The following is a 21,380-nucleotide window of genomic DNA, read 5'->3' on the forward strand; positions in this document are numbered from 1 at the left end:
CGTATTGTGCACTGCCGTCCCTCTACCGAGCGGCAGCGGGCCGTGTTCGGGCGTGTTCGGCACGTGATAGCGCAGGTCGAGTCACTCTCCCCGGGAACTCCGATGCCCCGGATCGGGAGCCGATCCGGGGCATCGTGGCGCTGAGTGCCGAGCACCGCCCGAACCGCCGCGGGCACCCCCGGAACGGGGTACCGCCGGGCGGAGCGGCCTCAGGACAGGAAGTCGGCGAGCTCGTTGAGCAGGGCGGCCTTCGGCCGTGCGCCCACGATCTGCTTCACCGGCTTGCCGTCCTTGAACACGATCATCGTCGGGATCGACATGACCTGGTACTGGGCGGCGGACTGCGGGTTGGCGTCGATGTCGAGCTTCGCCACCTTGATCTTGTCCTTGTGCTCGCCCGCGATCTCGTCGAGCACCGGCGCGACCATCTTGCACGGGCCGCACCAGGTCGCCCAGAAGTCGACCAGGACGGTCTTGTCGCTGTTGATGACGTCCGACTCGAAGGTGGCGTCGGTGACGTCGACGGTGTTGGCGCCCATCAGGGGTCTCCGTTTCTCGTGGGTCGGGTTCAGGCGGTGGTGGTGGCGACGGCGTCGGACGCGGTCCCGTACCCGCCGCCGACGAGCTCGGTGGGGATCTCGGCCTCGGCGAGCCAGCGCTCGGCGTCGATCGCTGCGGCGCAACCGGAGCCGGCCGCGGTGATGGCCTGCCGGTACGTGCGGTCGACCAGGTCGCCGCAGGCGAACACGCCCTCGACGTTGGTGTGCGTGGTGGGCGACTTGACCTTCACGTAGCCGTCGTCGTCGAGGTCGACCTGGCCGCGGACGAGCTCGCTGCGCGGGTCGTGGCCGATCGCGACGAACATCCCGCTGACCTCGAGGTCGCGCTCCTCGCCCGTGCGCGTGTCACGCAGGCGCAGCCCGCTGACCGCGCCGTCGCCGATCACCTCGGCGACCTGGGCGTTCGTGATCCACTTGATCTTCGGGTCGTTCTTCGCGCGCTCCAGCATGATCCGCGAGGCACGGAACTCGTCGCGCCGGTGGATGATCGTGACCGAGTCGGCGAAGCGGGTGAGGAACGTTGCCTCCTCCATCGCGGAGTCACCACCACCGACGACGGCGATGTCCTTGCCGCGGAAGAAGAACCCGTCGCAGGTGGCGCAGGCGCTCACCCCACGGCCGAGCAGCTCCTGCTCACCCGGCACGCCCAGGTAGCGGGCCGCGGCCCCCATCGCGAGGATGACCGCCTGCGCGCGGTAGGTGACGCCGTTCGCGACGACGGTCTTGACGGGGCCCTGGAGCGAGACCTCCTCGACGTCCTCGGCGCGCAGCTCGGCGCCGAAGCGCTCGGCCTGGGCACGCATCTGCTCCATGAGCTGGGGGCCCATGATGCCCTCGGGGAAGCCCGGGAAGTTCTCGACCTCGGTCGTGGTCATGAGCGCACCCCCGAACTGGGTGCCCTCGAAGACCAGCGGCTGCAGCTGCGCCCGCGCCGCGTAGATCGCGGCGGTGTAGCCCGCAGGGCCCGAGCCGATGATGATGACCTTGCGCAGGTCGTCGGTGGTCACTGGCCTGCCGTCCTCTCGTCGCGTACGCCCGGATCAACACGATGACAGGCGCCGGCATTCCGGTGGCTGCGGGGGTCGAGCCCTGAGCGTGAGGTGTCTCTCAGGGGACCTCCCGCCGGGTCAGCACCGCCGTGCACCGCTCGTCGACGACCACCGCGGTGAACTGGCCGAGTCGGCCCGTGCCCAGCAGCAGGAGGGTGCCCGGGCGGCCGTCGAACAGCACCTCGCGGCCCCCGACGAGCGGGGCGTCTGCCGGTACGTCCGGGGCGACCGCGGCCAGGCACCGGGCCCGCCGGTCCGGGTCGGCCAGCTCCCCGGCGTCGGCGACGCCGCGGGTGGCCAGGGCCTCACCTGCGAGCTGCACGCCCGACACCTCCGGGCGCGCCGGTGCTGTGAACACGCCACCGACTGCCCCGCCGACCACGATCGCCGCACCGGTGACCGCGGCGGCCAGGCCACCGAAGAGGCCGAACCGCCGTCTGCGGGCTGCGCGCACGGGCTCGGTGGCGGTCGTCAGCTCCTCCACGAGCGCCGCCCAGCGCTGTGGGGCGCCCTCCGGCAGCGGCACCTCCGAGGCGACCGCCAGCTCCGCCCGCGTCGCCGCCAGCGCGTCCACGGCGGCCCCGTAGCCCGGCTCGGCGGCCAGCTCCGCGCGGCGGACCATGAGCGTCGCGGCATCGGCCTCCCGGCCGGCCACGAGGCCCTCCTGCACTTCGGCCACCTGCTCCAGCAGCCGGTCGGCCGGCAGCTCCCGGTCGCTCATCCGGCCTCCTCCCGCAGGTGCCCCAGCAGCACGGCGAGCTTCGCCCGGCCCCGCGCGCACCGACTCTTCACCGTCCCCGGACGCACGTCCAGGATCTGCGCGGCGTCGGCGACCGACCAGCCCTCCATGTCGACGAGCACCACCGCGAGCCGGTGCTCGACCGACAGCGCCGCCAGCGCCTCGTCGATCGCCATCCGGGTGGTCAGCTCGGCCGCCGGATCGCTGCGCCGCGGCGCGGCCGGCTCGGTGTCGGGCATCGGCACCGTGCGCCGCGACCGGTCGTGGCGCATCCGGTCGATGCAGGCGTTGACCACGATGCGGTGCAGCCACGTGCTGACCGCCGCGTCGCCGCGGAACGTGCGGGCCCCGCGGAACGCCGCGATGAGCGCCTCCTGCACCGCGTCCTCGGCGTCCACCGGGTTGCCCAGGGCGCGGACCGCCACGCTCCACAGCCGCCGCTCGTGCCGGCTCACCAGCCGGCCGAACGCCGTCCGGTCGCCCGCCCGGTGCGCGGCCAACAGCTCCGCGTCGCTCGGCGACGGTGGGGTCACCCGCCGAGCGTAGGTGCGCGAGATCGTCCGCCGTGGGCGTTCCGGAGAACTCGCCGAGGATCAGCCCGTCGCCCGCCGGAACTTGATCTCGTCGATCTGCGTGGCGATGTCCCCGTTCACGGTGGACAGCTTCGTGATCCACACCAGCACGTGCTTGACCGGCTGGCTGTTGGCCAGCGGGATCGTGGTGCTGCCGGCGTTCAAGGTGGCCGTGGCCATCACCGCGGTCTCCTCGAGCGCGGCGTCGACCGACGGCGTCGAGCGGATCTCCACCACCGTGCCGACGCTGGGCGACTCGATCGTGAGGTCGGCCAGCTGAACTGCCGATTCGAACGTCACCACCACACCGATGCCCGGCTTGAACGCGGGGAACTGCTGCTTGTAGGAGGACGTGCGCCATGAGCTGTTCGGGTCGCCGTCGATCACTCGGCCCACGCGCGAGCCGTTGTCGCCGTCGCCGAACTTGTCGTAGACGTCGGCGTCGAGCGCGAGCACCGTACCGGTGCGCGGCACGGCGGCGGCCGGCGCGTTCGCCCCCGGCGCGGCCAGGCTCCCGGGCACGACGATCGCGGGCTCGCTCGGGGTGAACACCGACAGCACCTGCGAGCCGACGAAGCCGAACGTCGCCAGCACCGCCACCCCGAGCGCGGACAGCCCCAGCAGCAGCTTCCGCCGCCGCCGCGGATCGGGTGGGGTGGCGTCCTTCTCCTGCCAGACGTCGCCCGGCTCGGCCGGGACGCCGTCGCGCTCGGGCGGGAACAGCGCGACCCGCTCGTCTTCCTCGACGACCTGGTCGAGGAGGGCGCGCACGGACGCGGCGGTGTGCACGTGGCCGGGGCTGCCCTCCGGGCCGAGGGTGCCGACCGTGAGCGTGTCGAGCTCGACGGGCACCCCCGGGCGCTGCGTGGACGGCGGGACGGGGACGTCGTCCGCGTCGCGGAGAGCCGCCTCCAGGCCGGCCCGGGCGGCGTCGGCGCGGCTGAGCGGCCACTGCGCGGTGAGCAGCGTGTAGAGGACAGCGCCGAGGCCGCGGACGTCGTCGGCGGGGGTGGTCTCCGGCCGCGGCATGGCGAACCCGATCTGCGCCCGGCCGTCCGGGGTGACGCGGACCCGCTGAGGATGGTCGCACCCCAGCACCAGTCCGTGCAGGTGCGCCGCCTCGGCCGCCCCGGCGAGCGGCAGCACGGCGCGGGCGGCGGTGAGCGGGCGCAGCAGCCCGCCGGAGACCGCCTCGGCGAGGCTGCGGCCCGGCACCCACTCGGTGACCGCGACCCCGAGCACGTCGCGCGGCAGACCGGGCGCGCCGGGGGTGAGCACGTCGAGCAGGCGGGCGCAGCCGCGGTGCTCGAACGAGCCGGACCGCAGCGCGCGGCTGACCATCTCCTCGGCGCGGTCGCTCCAGCCCGGGTCGGCACCGGCGGAGTCGACGCCGAGGCGGCGCAGGACGGTCAGCGCGACGTCGCGCTGCAGCACGGTGTCGACGGCCTGCCAGAACTCCGCACCCGCCGCCGGATCGGTGCCAACCCGGGTGGTGAGGCGGTAGCGCCCGGCGAAGACGGAGCCCGGAGCGGTGCCGTCCGACGCGCTCTTCTCGGCGGTCTCGTCAGCGGCCTCGTCAGCGCCCTGGCCGGTGGTCTTGCCGGCAGTCTTGTCGGCGGGCGTGCGGTCGTGCTCGGCCTCGGCCTGCGCCGGAACGGTCGCCGGCTGGGTGCCCGGCTGCGTGTCGGGGCCCGGATCCTCGGAGTGGGCGGCGCCGGACGGTGGGCTCACCAGCTCACTCACCGCTCCGCCTCCCCCGACTCGGCCCCACCGCCTGAACGAGCCTACCGTCCCCGGTCGCCGCCTCGTCGAGGATCGAAGCGGGCGGCGAGCCCCGCGAGCCGCCGCACGACGGGATCCAGCTCGGCCACTCGCAGCAACCGCAGCCCGACCACCGTCAACGGCAGCCAGAGGAGCGCGCCGACCACCACCTGGATCCACGCCCTGGCCAGCGGGGCGAGGCCCGACATGGGGCCGAGCAGAGCCACGACGCCGCGCGCCGCGAGTGCAGCCAGCGCCGCGGCGACGAGGGTGCGCCACAGCGTGTTGAGCACCTCGCGGGCGCGCACGCTGCCCAGCCGCCTGCGCAGCAGCACCTGGCCCACCAGGGCGCCGGCGATGAACGACACCGCGTTCGCCGCGACCAGGCCCAGCACGACGTCCTTCGGCGGGAGCAGCAGCGGGCAGATCAGCAGCAGCGGTACCTTCACCAGCACGGTGACCAGCTGGATCAGCGCCGGGATGCGACCGTCGGTGAGCGCGTAGAACACGCGCAGCTGCAGCAGCGTGATCGCGTAGGGCACGAGCCCGAACGCTGAGCACGCCAGCGCGAGCCCGATCTGCGCGGCTCCCTCGACGCCGGAGGAGCGCCACCCGAACAGGGCCACCCCGATGGCGGGGCCGAACGCGGTGAAAAACGCCGCGAGCGGCAGCAGGAACACCGTCGACAGCCGGCTGCCCAGGCTGAGGTCGTCGACGACGTCCCCGGTGCGGCCCTCGGCGGCGGCCCGGCTCATCCGCGGCATCAGCGCCGTCAGCAGTGACACGCCGAGCACCCCGTACGGGACCTGCAGCAGCAGCCACGAGTTCGCGTACACGACGTACGCACCGCCGTCCGCCGCCGTCGCCACCTGGGTGGTGACGTTCAGCCCGATCGCGCCGATCAGCACGTACGCGATCGCCCAGAGCGCCAGTCCGCCGGTCGCGGTCATGCGCGAGTCCCAGCCCCACACCGGGCGGTACCGGAACCCGATCCTGCGCATCGCCGGCAGCAGCACCAGCGTCTGGGCGACGATGCCCAGCGTCGTGCCGATGCCGAGCACGAGCAGCTTCGCGTCGCCCATGCGGACCGGGTCGAGGCTGATCTCCCCCGGCACCGCCACGTACACCGCCAGGACGACCAGCACCACGATGTTGTTCAGCACCGGTGCCCAGGCGAACGCGCCGAACGAGCCCTTCGTGTTCAGCAGCGCCCCCATGAGCGCGCCCAGCCCGTAGAACACGATCTGCGGCAGCAGCAGGTAGGCGAACGCGGTCGCCAGCTCCCTGTTGCCGTCGGACGAGATGTACAGGCTGGTCAGCAGGGGTGCGGCCGCCATCGACAGCGCGGTCGCCACCAGCAGCGCGGCGCCCGCGAGCGTGAACAGCCGCCTGGTGTATCGCTCGCCGCCGTCCGGGTCCTCGGTCTGCGCCCGCACCAGCAGCGGGATCATCACGCTGGAGAGCACGCCGCCGATCAGGAACTCGTAGACGATGTTCGGCAGCGTGTTCGAGACCGTGTACGCATCGTTGAGCACGGTCGCGCCGAGCACCGCGAACAGCGCGATCTGCCGCAGGAACCCGGTGATGCGGCTCACCAGGTTCGCGATCGCCATCATCCCGCTGGAGCGACCGATAGCGGCGTCGCTGTCCTTGCGCGGGACCGTCGGCGCGATCTGCAGCGTCGGGAAGATCTCCGTGACCGGCTCGGTGTAGAACCGGCGGATCGGCGCCGTTACCGCCCGGGGATCGGCGTCCGGGACGGGTCGGGGCGGACGTCTCGGCCCCGGGCCGGGCCGCCACTGCCGAGGGGGCCCGGCAGGCGGTCCGGGGACTGGTCCGGCGGGGGGCCGGGGTCCGGGTCGCGGTCCTGGACCGGGTCCGGGGGCGGGCCCGGCGGGAGGTCCGGGGGGAGGCCCGGGCCGGGCGGGTGGTCCGGGCCGCCACGGCGGCGCCGGAGGACGCGACGGGCCACCAGGAGCACCAGGAGCGCGCCCGCCGTCGCCGTCAGCCATACAGTGATGGTGCCGTAGGCGGTCGAGACCACCTTGAGCCGACTCGCCGCACCCAGCTGTCCACCCCCCGGTGTGATGACCCGCGTCACCACCGTGAACTGCCCGGATCGGGTGACCTTGGCGTTCACCGAGAGCTGCCGCCGGCCCAGCGGCGGGATGCTCTGCTCGGCGATCGGGGCCACCTGCAGACCCGGTGTGGGGGACACCTCGATCCGCACCCGCACCGGCACCGGCAGCCCGTTGACGATCGTGATCGGCAGCGGCGCGTCGGAGGTGCCGAGCGAGAACGGGATGGTCGGCTCCACGACGGCGACCAGGCCGCGCAGCGCTTCCACCCGGTCGTCCTGCAGCCCGGCGAAGGTCTCCGCGGCACCCGGCGAGCCGCGCAGCGCCGCCGACAGCGGGCGCACCAGGCCGCGCCGGACCGGCGTGAACGCCTGCTCGGGGCCGACGCCGACGGTGCCGGGATCCGGCTCCTCCGCCGCCGTGACGAGATCGGCCAGCGCAGCACCCGTCCGGCGGACCTGCTCGACGACCGCGCCCGGGATCTCCCGGGCACCGACCGGGGTCGGGTACACGAGCGCGCGCTGCGGCGCGTCCTGGTCCGGTCCCGAACGCAGCACGTCCACCGGGTTGCGCGGGGTCAGCTCGCCCCGCGAGATCAGCTCGGACACGGCCGACAGCAGCGCCCGGGCGCCGGTCCCCTCCACCCCCCACTCGCGGGGCGGCGCCAGCACCATCGGATCGCCGGACGCGGCAGCGCGGTCCGCCTCGGCTGCGCGGAAGGCCAGCGCGCCGATCGTGTCCTGGGTCGACAGCGGTGTGCTCGTGCCGCTCGGCGTCGTCGTCGCCGCCGCTCCGCCGATCGCCACTCCCGAGACCTGACGCGTCGACGCCTGCCCGGCCGCCGTCAGCAGGGGATCGGACAGCAGCGCGTAGAGCGGCGAGCCGGCGATCGTGACCATGCCCCGGCTCCGCCGGAGCCGGCCCTGCTCGACCGCGTCCGCCGAGAGGATCAACGCCTGATCGCCCGCCTCGACGATCGGGGCCAGCGTCGGCTCGTCCACCGCGCCGTCGGCCGGCCAGGTGACCGGGGGCAGCGCTGAGAGACCGAGCAGCTCCTGATCGGTCAGCAGGTCACGCGCGTCCCGGATCGTCTGGGTGGCCACCGCCCCCAGCCCGCCGCGGGTCAGCGCGACCAGGTCGGCGTCAGCGTAGGGCAGCGCCACCGTGCAGCCGGCCTTGGCGACCGACGCCAGCATGTCCAGCCACTTCCCGGCGGCGTCCGCGCCGGTCCCAGCCGCTGCCGAGCCGTCCGGTTGCAGCACCTCGTAGCCGTCGCGCATCGCGGCCGCCGTCTCGACCAGCGCCGGATCGATCGCCAGGCACGTCGCCGCCCGCACCGGCGAACCCGCCGGCGCCTCCTGGGCGACCGCGGTGACCAGCCCGTGCAGCCGCCCGCCCGACGCGAACGACGCCGCCAGCGCGTCGTCGGCGAGCAGCGTCTTCTGACCCGGCACCGTCGCCAGCCGGTGCGGCCGATCGCTGATCGGGTAGAGCATCGAGAACGGCACCGCCGATCCCGTCGAGCGGGGGCTCACGCCCGCGCTGCGGCCGTCCGGCGGCAGCGAATGCACGGGGAGCAGCATCCGCACCGCCGCCACTCGGGCCAGCTGGCCGCGCGTCGGGACGCCGTTGACGTTCACGAGGATCTCGTGCACCCCGGTCTGACCGAGCGCCAGCCCCTCCGCAGGCGAACCGCGCAGCGGCACCGACAACCGGAACGGGATCGACTCCCCCGGCGCCAGCTCGTCCGCGATCGGCTGGAACTGCGGCGTCACCGCGTCCGCCGCGGCGTTGCCCTCCAGCGCGTCGCGCAGCGCCCCCTCCGTGGTGATCGGGTTGCCGCGCTGCACCCGCGCCCGCAGCTGCTCCACCGGCTGGTCACCGGTGTTCGTCAGCGTGCCGATGATCGTGAGCGTGTCCGGGCCGGTCGCCGTCACGATCCGCGGCGACATGTCCGTCAGGTCCAGGCGCAACGACACGCCCGAAACCCGGTCGACCGCAGGTTCGGCGGCAGCCGCGGCACCGGTTCCCCCGAGCGGGCCGATCAAGCCCGCAAGCAGCAGCACCGCGGTCGCGACCAGGGCCGCGACCGGTTTCACGCGGAGTCCTCCAGAAGTTCGGTGGCGCGGCGGATCAGCCGCCGCTCGTCGGCGTACGCCAGCCGGCTCTCCAGCTGGTCCAGTGGCACCCACGCCACCTCGGCCACCTCGACGTCGTCGTCGCACAGCTCCCCGCCCAACGCGCGCAGCAGGAAGTGGTGCACGGTCTTGTGCACCCGGCGGTCCTCGGCGACGAACCAGAAATCGATGGTGCCCAGCGGCGCGACCACGGCGCCGATGATGCCCGTCTCCTCCTCGACCTCGCGCACCGCCGCCTCCTCGGCCGTCTCACCGGCCTCGATGTGGCCCTTGGGCAACGACCACAGAAGGCGCCCACGACGATCGAGCCGGCCGATCACAGCGGCGGCGCCAGAGCTGTGATCGACGACGAGTCCCCCCGCGGACGTCTCGTCCACGGTGCGTAGCCGTCTCCGGCGGTCGTGGGATCGGCCCGCGCGACGCCCACCCGAGCGACTGCGCGAGGTCGACATGACTAGATGGTAGCTGTGTTTGATTGCCTCCTGCTCCTTCGTCGCAGGAGCTGGGTGGTCGCCTCGCGGAGGTCTCGGTCAGGTGCGGTCAGAGCGCGGGATCCGGCCTTCGGCTGGCTGGAGGGTTCGGTGCCGGGGGCGCGAGCCGTGCGTTCGGTGCGGCGAGTCGCGCAGCTGGCACGGCGAGTCCTGCGTTCGGTCTGGAGCGTGCGGCACACGAAGCGGAGCCCCGGCACCCTGCCGGGGCTCCGCTCGCTCGGGGGTTCGTCGGTCGGCGGCCGTGGTCACAGCTCCGGCGTCGGTGCCGACCGCGAGCGAGGGCCATCAGGTAGAAGAGGTCACCTGCGGTCCAGCCACCCTCGAGCTGCCATGACCACCACCCGGGGAGCGGTCGTCAGGTCATCCGGGCGAGCAGGCCGCCGTCGGCGAGCAGGGTCTGCCCGGTGATGAAGCTCGCGGCGTCGCTGACCAGGAACAGCAGGATCTTCGCGATCTCCTCCGGCTGCGCGGCGCGGCCGAGCAGGCAGCGGTCCACCTCGGCGCGGACGGTCTCCGACCAGGTATCGGCCATGTCGGTGAGGACGAAGCCGGGAGCGACGCAGTTCACCGTGATCGCCGGCGCCAGCTCGCGGGCGTAGGTGGTGGTGAGGTTCTCCACCGCGGCCTTGGCCGCGCTGTACGCCGCGACCTCCGGTGAGGAGAGCGGGTCCTGCCCGCGGATCGAGGACACGGTCACGATCCGGCCGTGGCCGCGGCGCTGCATCGCGGGGGCGACCGCGCGGATGAAGTGGGCCGGGCCGAGGACGTTCGCGGCGAACTGGTCGAGCCAACCGCCGGTGTCGCCCCCGCAGGCCGGGGTGGCCGCGACCGCCCCCAGTGCGCAGACGAGGCCGTCCGGGACGATCCCGTCGGCGAGCAGGCCCTCGACGGCGGCGGTCACAGCCGCCTCGTCGCGTCCGTCGCAGGTGATCGTGCGGGCCGACAGCTCCTGCGCGAGCTCGTCGAGGCGCGGGCCGGGCCGGCTGCCGTGCAGGACGACCTTCGCGCCCGCGTCGACGGCGAGGCGGGCGGTCGCGGCACCGATGCCGCGGGAGGAACCGGCGATGAGCAGGGTCTTGCCGGACAGGCCGAGCAGATCGGTCATCAGTGCGCACCTTTCGGATCGGGAGGGGGTCAGGAGTCCGCGACCACGGCGAGGATGTGCGTCGCGACCAGGCACGTCGTTCCGTCCTGGGTGGCACCGCGCACCGCCGCGCGGACTCGGCGGCGCTCCTCGTCGATCGACTCGACGGTGTAGTCGATCGTGACGGTGTCGCCGATGCGGACCGGGCCGGTGAAGCGGACCCGGTCGTACCCGGCGGAGACGGTGGTGCCGGGGATGCGGCCGGCCAGGATCGTCGATGCGGTGGACGCGAGCCCCAGGACGAGCACACCGTGCGCGATCCGGGTGCCGTACGGGGTGGTCCGCATGTACTCCTCGTCGACGTGGTTCGGCGCGAAGTCGCCGGTGATCCCGGCGAACAGGCCGACGTCGGACTCGGTGACGGTCTTGCGGAACCGGACGGTCTCGCCGACCGAGACGCCGAGGCTCATCGCGTGCCTCCGCGGGCGGCGGTGACGGCGCGGACCTCGACGGACTCCACGGTCGCGGCGGCGGCGAGCCGTTCGACGAGATCGACGGCGGGTCGCACCGGGTCGGCGAGGGCGGCCAGCGCGAGCCGGACGGCGACCGGTGGCCTGCCCGCCAGCTCGTCGGCGATCGCCCTGGCGGCCGCGACCGGGTCCGGGGCGACCCGGTCGACGAGCCCCCAGTCCAGCGCCGTCGCGCCGGTGACCCGTTCGCCGAGCACCAGCAGCCGCCGCGCCCGCTGGGTACCGACGAGGGCGGGCAGCCGGCTCAGCCCGGACCAGCCCGGCAGCGTGCCGATCTCGATCTCCGGCATGCCGAGGACGGCGTCGGGGGCGGCGACCCGGAAGGTCGTCGTCGCCGCCAGCTCCAGCCCGCCGCCCAGGGCGTGCCCGGCGACGGCCGCCACCGTCGGGACGGGCAGGGCGGCGAGCCGGGCGAAAGCGCGCTGGCCCGCCGGCGTCCACTCCTCAACGGCCGCCCGCGGATCGACCTGCGCGAACTCGGCCAGGTCGGCCCCCGCGCAGAACGACGGGCCCTCTCCGCGCAGAACGACGGCCCGCACGTCCGGGTCCTCGGCGAGCCGATCGGCGCACCGGCCGAGCTGCGCCAGCATCTGCGTGGTGAGGGCGTTGCGCCGGGCCGGCCGAGCCAGCACCAGCTCGGCGACCGGGCCGAGGCGCTCCAGCCGCACGGTCACGACGCCTCCAGCCCGTGCAGGGCGAGTACGCCGCGGACCCGGTGCGCGGCCAGCTCGGGATCGTCGAAGTACCCGATCGCGTTCGCCGCTTCGTAGACCCGGAGCAAGTGATCGAGGCTGCGTGCCGACTCCCGCCCGCCGATCATGCGGAAGTGCGGCTGCTGCCCGGCCAGGTACGCCAGCCAGACGATGCCCGTCTTGTAGTGCTGGGTCGGCGCGGTGAACAGCAGCCGCGCCAGCTGCTGGGTCGGGCCGAGGACCTCGCGGAAGCCCGCGGTGTCCCCGCGCTCCAACCGGTGCAGTGCCGCGGCGGCGTAGCGGGGGACGGCGGCGAACGCGCCGAGCAGCGCGTCGCTGTGCCGCCCCGCCTCGTCGTCGACCATCAGGTCGACGTAGTTGAAGTCGTCCCCGGTGAACATGCGGACGCCGGCGGGCAGCCGAGCCCGCAGCGCCCGCTCGGCGGCCGCGTCGAGCAGGCTCAGCTTGATCCCCGCGACGACCGGCGCGTGCCGGCCGATCAGGTCCAGCACGGTCTCCGCAGCGCGGCCGGGATCGGTGCTGCCCCAGTAGCCGCGCAGCGCCGGGTCGAACACCTCCCCCAGCCAGTGCAGCACCACCGGCCGTCGCGCGGCTGCGAGCACCGCGTCGTAGACGGCGAGGTAGTCCTCCGGCCGGGTGGCGGAGGCCGCGAGCTGCCGGCTCGCCATGACGACGGCGGTGCCGCCGCGGTCCTCGACGAACGCGAGCTGCTCCAGGTACGCCTCGGTGACGGCGGGGAGCGCCGCCGGGCCGGGCGGGAGCTGGTCGGTGGCGATCCCGACCACCGTCTCCCCACCCGCCTCGGCGAGGGTGCGGTCGATCAGGGTCCTGGCCTCGGTCCAGCCCAGCCCGCTGCCGCGCTGGGCGGTGTCCATGGCCTCGGCGACGCCGAGCCCGAGTCGCCACATCCGCCGCCGCACGGCGAGCGTGGCCTCCCAGTCGATCGCCGCCTCCGCGGTCGACGCCCGCCAGGGATCGGCGACGACGTGGACGGCCGCGTAGACCTTCCGGCACGAGACGGGCTCGGCGGTGTGCGGGTGCCCGGCGGGTTCACCGAGCGGGACGGTGGCGGCGGTGCCGTCCGGTCGGGGTAACCGGACGGCACCGCGCGTCGGCTGCGCGACGGTCATCGTCAGTGCTCGTGCACCAGGACGCCGCGCAGGTTGCGGCCCGCGTGCATGTCCTCGTAGGCCTCGTTGACCTGCTCCACCGTGTAGGTGCGGGTGACCAGGTCGGCGAGGTTGAGGTGCCCCGACTTGTAGTACGACAGCAGCTTCGGGATGTCGTGGCTCGGGTTGGAGTTGCCGAAGAGCACCCCGCGCAGCGTCTTGGCGTACACCACCAGCTCCAGCGGGTTGACCTCGATGCCCGGCTCGTGCGACCCGATCGACACGACGGCGCAGCGGCCTTCCTTGCGGATCGCGGAGAAGGCTTCGCCGATGATCGCGCCGTCGACCCGGCCCACGGTGACGATCGCCGCGTCGGCGCCCTGGCCGTTGGTGACCGAGTGCACGAACGGCATCGCCTCGGCGATCGAGCTGAACGCGTGGGTGGCGCCGAACCGCAGCGCCGACTCCCGCTTGAACTCCACCGGGTCGACGGCGACGATGTGCATCGCGCCGGCGTGCCTGGCGCCCTGCACCGCGTTGATCCCGACGCCGCCGACGCCCATCACGATCACGGTCTCGCGGGGCCGCACGGCCGCGCCGTTGACCGCGGCGCCCCAGCCCGTGGTGACTCCGCAGGCGACCAGGCAGGCGATCTCGAACGGGATGTCGTCGTCGATCTTGACGCACTGCTCCTGGCTGGTCACCAGGTAGTTGGCGAACGTCCCGAGGCGCTGCATGGCACCGCACGGGGTGCCGTCGGAGAAGAAGAACCGCGGCGTGCCGTCGAGCATGAACCCGGTCTGCACGTCCCGGCCGTTGTCGCAGATGTACTGCATGCCCTGAGCGCACCAGGTGCACGTGCCGCACATCGGCAGGTAGGCGGTGGCGACGTGGTCACCGACCTGCACCCGGGTGACGCCGGGGCCGACGGCGTCGATGATGCCGGCGCCCTCGTGCCCGCCGACGAACGGCAGGTCGACCACGGAGTCACCGGTGACGATGTGGTCGTCGGAGTGGCACAGGCCGGAGGCCATGACCTTGATCCGGACTTCACCCGGGCCCGGATCGGCCAGTTCGAGGGTCTCGGCCGTCCACTTGTCGCCGACCGCCCGCACGACTGCTCCACGAACCTGCATCACATGCTCCCTTGCACACTGATCCATCGACGTTCCGTCAGCAGGTCCACGTTGGCCGACCCGCCGAACCGCTCCCCGCAGCCCGACGCGCCGATCCCGCCGAACGGGACCTGCGGCTCGTGCATCGCCGTCGTATCGTTGACGTGCACCATCCCGGCCCGCAGCCGCCGGGCGAGCACCCGGCCGCGCTCGACGTCCCGGGTGAACAGGGCCGCTGACAGCCCGTACTCGGTCCGGTTGGCCAGCGCGATCGCGTCCTCGTCGTCCTCGGCCACGGTGATCGCTGCGACGGGGGCGAACGTTTCCTCGTCGAACAGCGGCATCCCGGGCCGGACCCCGCTGACCACGGTCGCCGGCACGTACCGGCCGTCGTGCCCGCCGCCGATGTGCAGGGTGGCTCCGCGGGCCACGGACTCGGCGACCATGGCGGCGGCGCGGGCGGCCTGCCGTTCGCTGATCAGCGGGCCGAGGTCGACGTCACCGGTCGCGGGGTCGCCGACGGTGAGCCGGGCGGCGTGGTCGGTGAGCGCGGCGGTGTAGGCGTCGGCGTGCTCGCGGACCACGATGTGCCGGCCGGTGGCGATGCACACCTGGCCCTGGTGGACGAACGTCCCGGCGGCCGCGCAGGAGACCGCGAGATCCAGGTCGGCGTCGGAGAGCACGACGGCGGCGTTGTTGCCGCCGAGCTCGAGCGCGACCTTCTTCAGGGTGCGGGCCGCGACCTCGGCGACCCGGCGGCCGACGGCGCTCGACCCGGTGAAGTGGATCATGTCGACGCCCGGGTGCTCGACGAGGGCGGGCCCGGCGTCGTGCCCGGGCAGCACCGCCAGCACGCCGTCCGGCAGGCCGGCGTCCACCAGCACCCGTGCCCAGGCGAGCCCTCCGGAGTGCGGGGTCTCCGGGGCCGGTTTGAGCAGCACCGCGTTGCCGAGCGCGAGCGCGGGCGCGGCGATCCGCAGCGCCAGGTGCATGGGGAAGTTCCAGCCGGTGATCAGGCCGATCACCCCGACCGGGACCCGTTCGACGACGTTCTCGCGGCCGGGCCGGACGGACGGCACGATCTCGGCCGTCGGGGTGAGCGCCAGCGCGCCCGCGAGGTGCAGCTCCTCGATGCTGTCGCCGACCTCGCCCTCGGCTTTGCGGCGCGTCCCGCCGGTCTCGGTGATCACCAGGTCGACGAGCTCCGGGCGGCGGGCGTCGAGCGCGGCGGCGGCGCGGCGCAGGACCAGCCTGCGCTCAGGTCCGGGCGTGGCGGCCCAGCGCGGTTGCGCCTCCCGGGCCCGGGCGATCGCCGAGTCGACGTCGTCGCGGGTCGCCTCCCGGACCGGGGGCGGGGTGGTGGTGAGAGTGGTCATGGGGTCCTCAGCGGTGCGGGGACCGGGGCCGTCCAGTCCAGCGAGCTCGCGGCTCGGCCGAGCATCAGCTGGTGGATCTGGCTGGTCCCGTCGATGATCTGGATGATCTTGGAGTTGCGGAAGTAGCTCTGGACGAGGTAGTCGGCGTGCACGCCGGCCCCACCCAGCAGCTGGACGGCGACGGTGGACTGGGTCATCGCCGCCTCGGTCGTGGCGAGCTTCGCGGCGGAGATCAGCGTGTTGTCGCCGCCGCCCCCGGCGGCGAAGCTCGCCAGCGCGGCGTGCACGAGGTGCCGCCCGGACAGGTACGCCGCGAGCATCGACCCGAGCTGGGCCTGCAGGAGCGGGTTGCGGGCGAGCGGCCCGCCGAAGGCCTCCCGTTCGCCCAGGTAGGTGGTGCACTCACGGAGCGCGCCGCGGATGAACCCGAGCGCGTACGAGGCGCAGTCCAGGCGCGCCAGGTTGACGCCCTCGAGCATCCCGGAGAAACCCTCGACGTTCATCCGCGCCTCGGCCGGTACCCGGCATCCGGAGAACGTGAGCGTCCCCAGCGGCACACCGCGGAACCCGATGAGCGGCTCCGGCGGGCCGGCTTCGGCGCCTTCGGTGGCGAGGTCGACGACGAACGCCGCCGTGTCCGCGTCCCGGCCGCGGTGGTCGAGCTTGGCGAGCACAACGGCGAACCGGGCCCGCGGGCCCTGGGTGATCCAGGCCTTCTCCCCGTCGAGGACGTAGTGGTCGCCGTCCCGGCGGGCGACGGTGGTGATCGCGCGGACGTCGGTGCCGGCGTGCGGCTCGGAGATCGCGAACGCGCCGAACCCGGTCCCGGCGAGCAGACCGGGCAGCCAGCGGTCGCGCACCTGCGGGTTCGCGTACTTGCACAGCATGTAGGCGTGCAGCCGGGCGATCGACAGCGCGAGCGCGAACGAGCCCGAGTACGACGCGACGATCTCGTTGCTCTCGTGGGCGAGGGCGAACCCGGCCGGGTCGATCGCCCCGCGTTCGTCGACGATCAGGCCCTGCAGGCCGATCTCGGCGGCGGTGCGCATGAGGTCGGTGTCGTAGATCGCGGTGCCGTCCTCGATCGCGCGGACCTGGGGCAGCACCTCCTTCTCGCAGAACTCCTGCACCACGGCCAGCAGCTCGCGGGTCTCCGCGGTGGTCTCGAACAGCCCGGTCACGACGCCACCCGCCCTTCGGCCGCGGTGAACAGCCCGGCCGGCATCGGCACCACCTCGCGATCGACGACCGGTTCGAAGCCCATGAGCGCGGTGATCCCCTCGACGGTCTGGCCGGGTGCGATCTCCCGCAGGGCGACGCCCCGGTCGGTCAGCTCGAACACGGCGCGTTCGGTGACGTAGAAGACCTCCTGGCCGCGGGCTCGGGCACGGGCCGCGTTGAAGGTCATGTGCTGCACGCGCGGCACGAACTTGCGCACCCGGCCCTCGGAGAGGACGGTCAGCCGCCCGTCGGCGATCTCGGTGCGCAGCCCGCCAGCTGTGAGCGTTCCGCAGAACACCACCCGCCGGGCGGACTGCGAGATGTTGATGAAGCCGCCGGCGCCGAACACCCGCCCGTCGACCAGCGACGAGTTGACGTTGCCCTCCGCGTCGACCTCGGCGAACCCGAGGCAGGTGACGTCGAGGCCGCCGCCGTCGTAGAAGTCGAACTGGGCGGCGTGCTCGACGACGGCCTCGGGGTTCCACGCCACGCCGAAGATGACCCCGCGGGCGGGCACCCCGCCGACCAGGCCCTGCTCCACGGTCAGGGTCAGCTCGTCGAGCCGGCCCTCTTCGGCGACCACCGCGGCGACCCCGTCGGCCATGCCGACCCCGAGGTTCACCACGGCACCCCGGGGGATCATGGCCGCGGCCCGGCGGGCGACGACCGCGCGTTCGGTGAGCGGCAGGGGCTCGGCCAGCCCCAGCGGGACGGACAGCTCGCCGGAGAACGCCGGCTCGTAGTCGGTCTGCGCGGTCTGGCGCTGCTCGGGATGGACCACGACGTAGTCGACGAGGTGCGCCGGCACGACCACGTCCCGCGCCTTGAGGCTCCCGGCCGCGGCGACCCGCTTGACCTGGGCGATCACGATGCCGCCGCTGTTGCGCACGGCGGTCGCGGCGGCCAGCACGCCGATCTTGGCAGCCTCCTGCTCGAGGGTGAGGTTGCCCTTCTCGTCGGCCGTGGTGCCACGGATGAAGCCGACGTCGAACCGCGGGGTCCGGTAGTGCAGGTACTCCTCGCCGTCGATCTCGACGACCCGGACCAGCTGTTCGGTGGTGCGGTCGTTGAGCCGTCCGCCGTCGATGCGCGGATCGCAGAACGTGCCCAGCCCGGTGCGGGTGAACAGGCCCGGCCGGCCCGCGGCGGTCTCGCGCAGCAGCTGCGCCAGCACGCCCTGCGGCAGGTTGTAGGCCTCGAACTCGCCGTCCTGGGCCATCGCGGCGAGCTTCGGCGACATCGCCCAGTGCCCGGCGACCATCCGGGCCAGCAGCCCGGGCTGGGCGAAGTGGTCGATGCCCGAGCCGGCGCGGTTGCCGACACCGCTGCACGCCAGCGCGGAGATCCCCTGCGGGTGGCCGGTGCGGGCGAAGCGCTCGCCGAGGGCGGACAGCAGCAGGTCGGGCTCGACGACCCCGCCGCCGGAGGCCTCGATGAGCAGGCTGGCGCCGTCGGGAACGAGTGCGACGGCCTCCTCGGCGCTGACGAACCGTGCCTTGACGTCCTTCGTGTACCTCACGGCATCACCCCGCCGCCGTTGGCCGAGATCGTCTGCCCGGTGAGGAAGGAGGCCGCGTCGGAGAGCAGGAAGCGGATGACGGCCGCGATCTCGTCGGCGGTGCCGAAGCGGCCGAGCACCATCTTCGAGGTCTTGCGCTCCACCCACTCCGGCGTGGCGTGCGGCCGGGTCATCGGGGTGTCGACCGGGCCGGGGGCGACCGAGTTGACCCGGATCCGCGGCCCGAGTTCGTGCGCGAGCGCCCGGGTGAGCCCGAGCGTGCCCGCCTTCGAGGCGGTGTAGGCGGCGACGTCCCGGGCGCCGGTGTAGGCCAGCTGGGACGCGACGGTGACGATCGCCGCGCCGGTGGCCCGCTGCAGGAACGGCAGGGCCGCGCGGGCGCAGCGGTAGGTGCCGGTCAGGTTCGTCTCGACGGTGCGGTGCCAGATCGCGGGCTCCAGCTCGGCGAACGGCACCTGCTCCATCACGCCTGCGGCGGTGACCAGGCCGTCCACCCCGCCGAACCGGTCGGCCGCGGCGGCGAACAGCGCCGCGACGGACCCGTCGTCGAGGACGTCGACCGGGACGGGGTGGGCGCGGTCCTCACCCAGCCGGTGGGCGAGCTCTTTCGCGCTCTGCTCGTCGTCGGGGGCGGGTCCGTGGCCCAGCACCACCGAGGCACCGGCCCGCACGGCCAGTTCGGCGGTGGCCGAGCCGATGCCGCCGGACGCGCCCGTGATCACCACGGTGCGGCCGTCGAGCCGGGCGAAGGGATCCGGCCCGGACGAATGGGTATCGCTCACGATCATCCCTTGAATGCGTAGGAGAGGACGGACTCTTCGTCGGCGCTCGCGGCGTCGAGCTCGCCGACGGTGCGCCCGCCGCGCATGACGACGATGCGGTCGCAGGTGAGCAGCAGTTCCTGGAGCACGGACGAGACCATCACGATGGCCAGGCCGGACTCGGCCAGCTCCCGGATCAACCGGTGGACCTCTGCCTTCGCGCCGACGTCGATGCCGCGGGTCGGCTCGTCGAGCAGCAGCACCCGGGGCCCGGTCGCCAGGACGCGGCCGAGCACGACCTTCTGCTGGTTGCCGCCGCTCAGCGTCGCGACCGGGGCGCCGGGATCGGGCGCCTTGATCCGCAGGCGCTTCGCGTAGGCGGCGTAGAGCTCGGCGCCGCGGGCTCGCGAGACCCACGGTCCCCGCGACAGCGCGTCCAGGGCTGCCAGCTCGAAGTTGTGCTGGATGCTGTGGTCCAGGCTCAGCCCCTGCTCCTTGCGGTTCTCCGGGACCAGGCCGATCCCGGCGCGGATGGCGTCACCGGGCCGCCGCGGCCGGTACGGCTCGCCGAACAGCTCCATGGCGCCCGCGGTCGCGCGGGTGGCGCCGAAGATCGCGGCGAGCAGCTCGCTGCGACCGCTGCCGACCAGACCGGCGACGCCGAGCACCTCACCCGGCGCGACCTGCAGCGACGCCGACACCACCCCCGGCGCGGCGAGCCCGTCGACCCGCAGGGCCGGGCCGTTCGGGGCGATGCGCTGCGCGGACCGGTCCCCGCGCTCGTACACCGCCGAGACGTCGGAGCCGATCATGTTGCGGATCAGCGCGTCCTCGTCGAACGCCGAAGCGCGGTCGGAGGCCACGAGCCGGCCGTCGCGCAGGACCGTGACCCGGTCGGCGACCTCCAGCACCTCGGTGAGGTCGTGGCTGATGAGCACGATGCCGTGCCCGCCGTCGCGCAGCTCCCGCATCAGCCCGACCAGGCGGCGGGCGTCCTCCGGGCCGAGCGAGGACGTCGGCTCGTCGAGGATGATGATCCGAGCGTCCTGGGCGAGCGCTCGGGCGATCTCCACGAGCTGCTGCCCGGAGACCGACAGGGTGGCCGCGGGCCGGCGCGGATCGACGTCCAGGCCGACCCGCTCGAGGTAGGTGCGGGCGAGCGCGGTCAGCCGCCTGCGGTCGATGAACCAGCCGTGCGCCGGCTCGATGCCCATCAGCACGTTCTCGCCGACGGACAGCGACGGGATGACGGTCAGCTCCTGGTGCACCATCGCGATGCCCTGGGCGGCCGACGCAGCGGCTCCGCCGTGCCGGGGCCGCCCGTCGACCAGGACCTCGCCCGCGTCCGGGGCGTACACCCCGAACAGCACCTTCGACAGGGTGGACTTGCCGGCGCCGTTCTCACCGACCAGTGCGTGGATCTCTCCGAGGTGCACGTCGAGGGTGACGTCGCGGAGCGCGTGCACCCCGGAGAAGCTCTTGGTGATGCCGGTCATCCGCACGAAGGCGGTGTCGGCCGGTGCGGAGATCGTGCCGGTCATGACGTCGTGCGGTCCCGTCGGACGAGCCGGTCGAGTACGACGGCGGCCACGATCACGGCGCCGGTGACGATCCGCTGCCAGTAGTCGGGCACGTTCAGCAGCTGCAGCCCGTTCACCAGCGATCCGATCAGCAGCGCGCCGAAGAACGTGCCGGCGAGCCGGCCCCGGCCGCCGAAGAGGCTCGTGCCGCCGACCACGACCGCGGCGATCACGTCGAGCTCCAGGCCGACGCTGCCCGCGGGCTGCCCCGACGACAGCCGCGACGACAGGATGAGCGCCGAGATCGCGACGCAGATGCCGCCGAAGACGTAGACGAACATCAGTACCCGGTTGACCCGGATCCCGGCGAGCCGGGCGGCCTCGGGGTTCCCGCCGACGGCGTAGATGCGCCTGCCGATCTTCATCCGGTGCAGGACCAGGTAGCCCAGCCCGAACACCACCGCCATGATGATCACCGGGATCGGGACGCCGAACACGTCGCCGAGGCCGATGCGCAGGTAGGGGCCGTCCGGGATCGACACCGGGCTGGAGTCGGTGACCAGCAGCGCGACGCCGCGGACTGCGGTCATCGTGGCCAGCGTGGCGATGAAGGCCGGCACCACCGCGACCGTGACCAGCAGCCCGTTGAGGGCGCCGACGACCGCGCCGACCGCCAGGGCGAGCAGGACGGCGAGCACCGCGCCGCCGAGCGAGTGCCCTGCCGGGTCGGCGGCCAGGCTCAGCGCCGCGAGGCTGCCGGTCAGGGCGGCCAGCGAGCCGACCGACAGGTCGATCCCGCGGACCAGGATGATCAGTGTCATCCCGACCCCGGCGATCGCGGTGATGCTCACCTGGCGCACGACGTTCGTCAGGTTGAACACCGTGAAGAAGTTCGGCGCGATGATCGCGAACAGCACCAGCAGGACGGCGAACGCCGCGATCGGGCCGAGCTCGGCGAGGCCGCCGGCCCGGGACCGGATCCGGGACGCGGGCCGGGTGGTCACGGGGGCGCTCTCGATCAGCTGCGTGCTCATCGGCAGCTCC

At 73.7% G+C, this 21,380-nt stretch carries 20 protein-coding genes; 1 reads left to right on the forward strand and 19 read right to left on the reverse strand.

The window, feature by feature from the left end; genetic code table 11:
- Window positions 1-209: 209 nt before the first annotated feature.
- The 6 genes from trxA to murJ all read right to left on the reverse strand — a co-directional run bounded on the left by trxA (window position 210) and on the right by murJ (window position 6,276).
- Window positions 210-539: a thioredoxin gene (gene trxA, locus BUE41_RS16445; protein ID WP_073457993.1), complete on the reverse strand. Its 330-nt coding sequence runs from the start codon at window positions 537-539 to the stop codon at window positions 210-212.
- Between the two features lie 29 nt (window positions 540-568).
- Window positions 569-1,567: a thioredoxin-disulfide reductase gene (gene trxB / locus BUE41_RS16450; protein ID WP_073457994.1), complete on the reverse strand. Its 999-nt coding sequence runs from the start codon at window positions 1,565-1,567 to the stop codon at window positions 569-571.
- A gap of 100 nt (window positions 1,568-1,667) precedes the next feature.
- Complete coding sequence (locus BUE41_RS16455) at window positions 1,668-2,330, reverse strand: hypothetical protein (protein WP_073457995.1); 663 nt, start codon at window positions 2,328-2,330, stop codon at window positions 1,668-1,670.
- Window positions 2,327-2,881, reverse strand: coding sequence for an RNA polymerase sigma factor SigM (gene sigM, locus BUE41_RS16460; protein ID WP_073457996.1), 555 nt, complete (start codon window positions 2,879-2,881; stop codon window positions 2,327-2,329). The genes BUE41_RS16455 and sigM overlap by 4 nt, the downstream gene beginning before the upstream one ends.
- 60 nt (window positions 2,882-2,941) lie before the next feature.
- Window positions 2,942-4,663 carry a protein kinase family protein gene (locus tag BUE41_RS16465; protein ID WP_084755198.1) on the reverse strand — a complete coding sequence of 574 codons (1,722 nt, stop codon included), beginning with the start codon at window positions 4,661-4,663 and terminating at the stop codon, window positions 2,942-2,944.
- A 41-nt stretch (window positions 4,664-4,704) separates the two neighbouring features.
- Window positions 4,705-6,276 carry a murein biosynthesis integral membrane protein MurJ gene (murJ, locus tag BUE41_RS16470; RefSeq protein ID WP_234997305.1) on the reverse strand — a complete coding sequence of 524 codons (1,572 nt, stop codon included), beginning with the start codon at window positions 6,274-6,276 and terminating at the stop codon, window positions 4,705-4,707.
- On the opposite strand from murJ, the gene BUE41_RS32445 reads away from it, so the two are divergent.
- Window positions 6,266-6,394 (forward strand): hypothetical protein, encoded by a 129-nt coding sequence (locus tag BUE41_RS32445; RefSeq protein ID WP_268794490.1) that lies wholly within the window; start codon window positions 6,266-6,268, stop codon window positions 6,392-6,394. The two genes, murJ and BUE41_RS32445, sit on opposite strands and share 11 nt — an antisense overlap.
- A 19-nt stretch (window positions 6,395-6,413) precedes the next feature.
- Here BUE41_RS32445 and BUE41_RS31960 read toward each other — a convergent pair whose 3' ends face one another.
- The 13 genes from BUE41_RS31960 to BUE41_RS16530 all read right to left on the reverse strand — a co-directional run bounded on the left by BUE41_RS31960 (window position 6,414) and on the right by BUE41_RS16530 (window position 21,370).
- A complete protein-coding gene (locus BUE41_RS31960; RefSeq protein WP_234997307.1) occupies window positions 6,414-8,858 on the reverse strand; it encodes a DUF6049 family protein in 2,445 nt (814 codons plus the stop codon).
- Entirely contained in the window at window positions 8,855-9,349 is a 495-nt protein-coding gene (locus BUE41_RS16475; protein WP_073457997.1) for an NUDIX domain-containing protein, read from the reverse strand. Before BUE41_RS16475 ends, BUE41_RS31960 begins: the two co-directional genes overlap by 4 nt.
- A gap of 394 nt (window positions 9,350-9,743) precedes the next feature.
- Window positions 9,744-10,493 carry an SDR family NAD(P)-dependent oxidoreductase gene (locus BUE41_RS16480; protein WP_073457998.1) on the reverse strand — a complete coding sequence of 250 codons (750 nt, stop codon included), beginning with the start codon at window positions 10,491-10,493 and terminating at the stop codon, window positions 9,744-9,746.
- A gap of 29 nt (window positions 10,494-10,522) precedes the next feature.
- On the reverse strand, window positions 10,523-10,942 hold the full coding sequence (locus BUE41_RS16485; RefSeq protein ID WP_073457999.1) for a MaoC family dehydratase: 420 nt from the start codon (window positions 10,940-10,942) through the stop codon (window positions 10,523-10,525).
- Window positions 10,939-11,676 carry an enoyl-CoA hydratase/isomerase family protein gene (locus BUE41_RS16490; protein WP_073458000.1) on the reverse strand — a complete coding sequence of 246 codons (738 nt, stop codon included), beginning with the start codon at window positions 11,674-11,676 and terminating at the stop codon, window positions 10,939-10,941. The genes BUE41_RS16485 and BUE41_RS16490 overlap by 4 nt, the downstream gene beginning before the upstream one ends.
- The gene (locus tag BUE41_RS16495; protein WP_073458001.1) at window positions 11,673-12,845 is read right to left on the reverse strand and encodes a DUF993 family protein; all 1,173 of its coding nucleotides are present in this window, start codon (window positions 12,843-12,845) and stop codon (window positions 11,673-11,675) included. Before BUE41_RS16495 ends, BUE41_RS16490 begins: the two co-directional genes overlap by 4 nt.
- Window positions 12,846-12,847: 2 nt before the next feature.
- Entirely contained in the window at window positions 12,848-13,960 is a 1,113-nt protein-coding gene (locus tag BUE41_RS16500) for an NDMA-dependent alcohol dehydrogenase (RefSeq protein ID WP_143172194.1), read from the reverse strand.
- Window positions 13,960-15,315 (reverse strand): aldehyde dehydrogenase family protein, encoded by a 1,356-nt coding sequence (locus BUE41_RS16505; protein WP_073458003.1) that lies wholly within the window; start codon window positions 15,313-15,315, stop codon window positions 13,960-13,962. Before BUE41_RS16505 ends, BUE41_RS16500 begins: the two co-directional genes overlap by 1 nt.
- A complete protein-coding gene (locus BUE41_RS16510) occupies window positions 15,312-16,496 on the reverse strand; it encodes an acyl-CoA dehydrogenase family protein (RefSeq protein WP_234997308.1) in 1,185 nt (394 codons plus the stop codon). Before BUE41_RS16510 ends, BUE41_RS16505 begins: the two co-directional genes overlap by 4 nt.
- A complete protein-coding gene (locus BUE41_RS16515; protein ID WP_073458004.1) occupies window positions 16,493-18,055 on the reverse strand; it encodes an acyl CoA:acetate/3-ketoacid CoA transferase in 1,563 nt (520 codons plus the stop codon). The genes BUE41_RS16510 and BUE41_RS16515 overlap by 4 nt, the downstream gene beginning before the upstream one ends.
- On the reverse strand, window positions 18,052-18,837 hold the full coding sequence (locus BUE41_RS16520) for an SDR family NAD(P)-dependent oxidoreductase (RefSeq protein WP_143172195.1): 786 nt from the start codon (window positions 18,835-18,837) through the stop codon (window positions 18,052-18,054). The genes BUE41_RS16515 and BUE41_RS16520 overlap by 4 nt, the downstream gene beginning before the upstream one ends.
- 2 nt (window positions 18,838-18,839) lie before the next feature.
- Window positions 18,840-20,357, reverse strand: coding sequence for a sugar ABC transporter ATP-binding protein (locus BUE41_RS16525; RefSeq protein ID WP_084755203.1), 1,518 nt, complete (start codon window positions 20,355-20,357; stop codon window positions 18,840-18,842).
- Window positions 20,354-21,370, reverse strand: a complete 1,017-nt coding sequence (locus BUE41_RS16530) for an ABC transporter permease (RefSeq protein WP_073458006.1) — start codon at window positions 21,368-21,370, stop codon at window positions 20,354-20,356. Before BUE41_RS16530 ends, BUE41_RS16525 begins: the two co-directional genes overlap by 4 nt.
- Window positions 21,371-21,380: the final 10 nt, after the last annotated feature.

It is taken from the genome of Pseudonocardia thermophila, assembly GCF_900142365.1.
Classification (GTDB): domain Bacteria; phylum Actinomycetota; class Actinomycetes; order Mycobacteriales; family Pseudonocardiaceae; genus Pseudonocardia; species Pseudonocardia thermophila.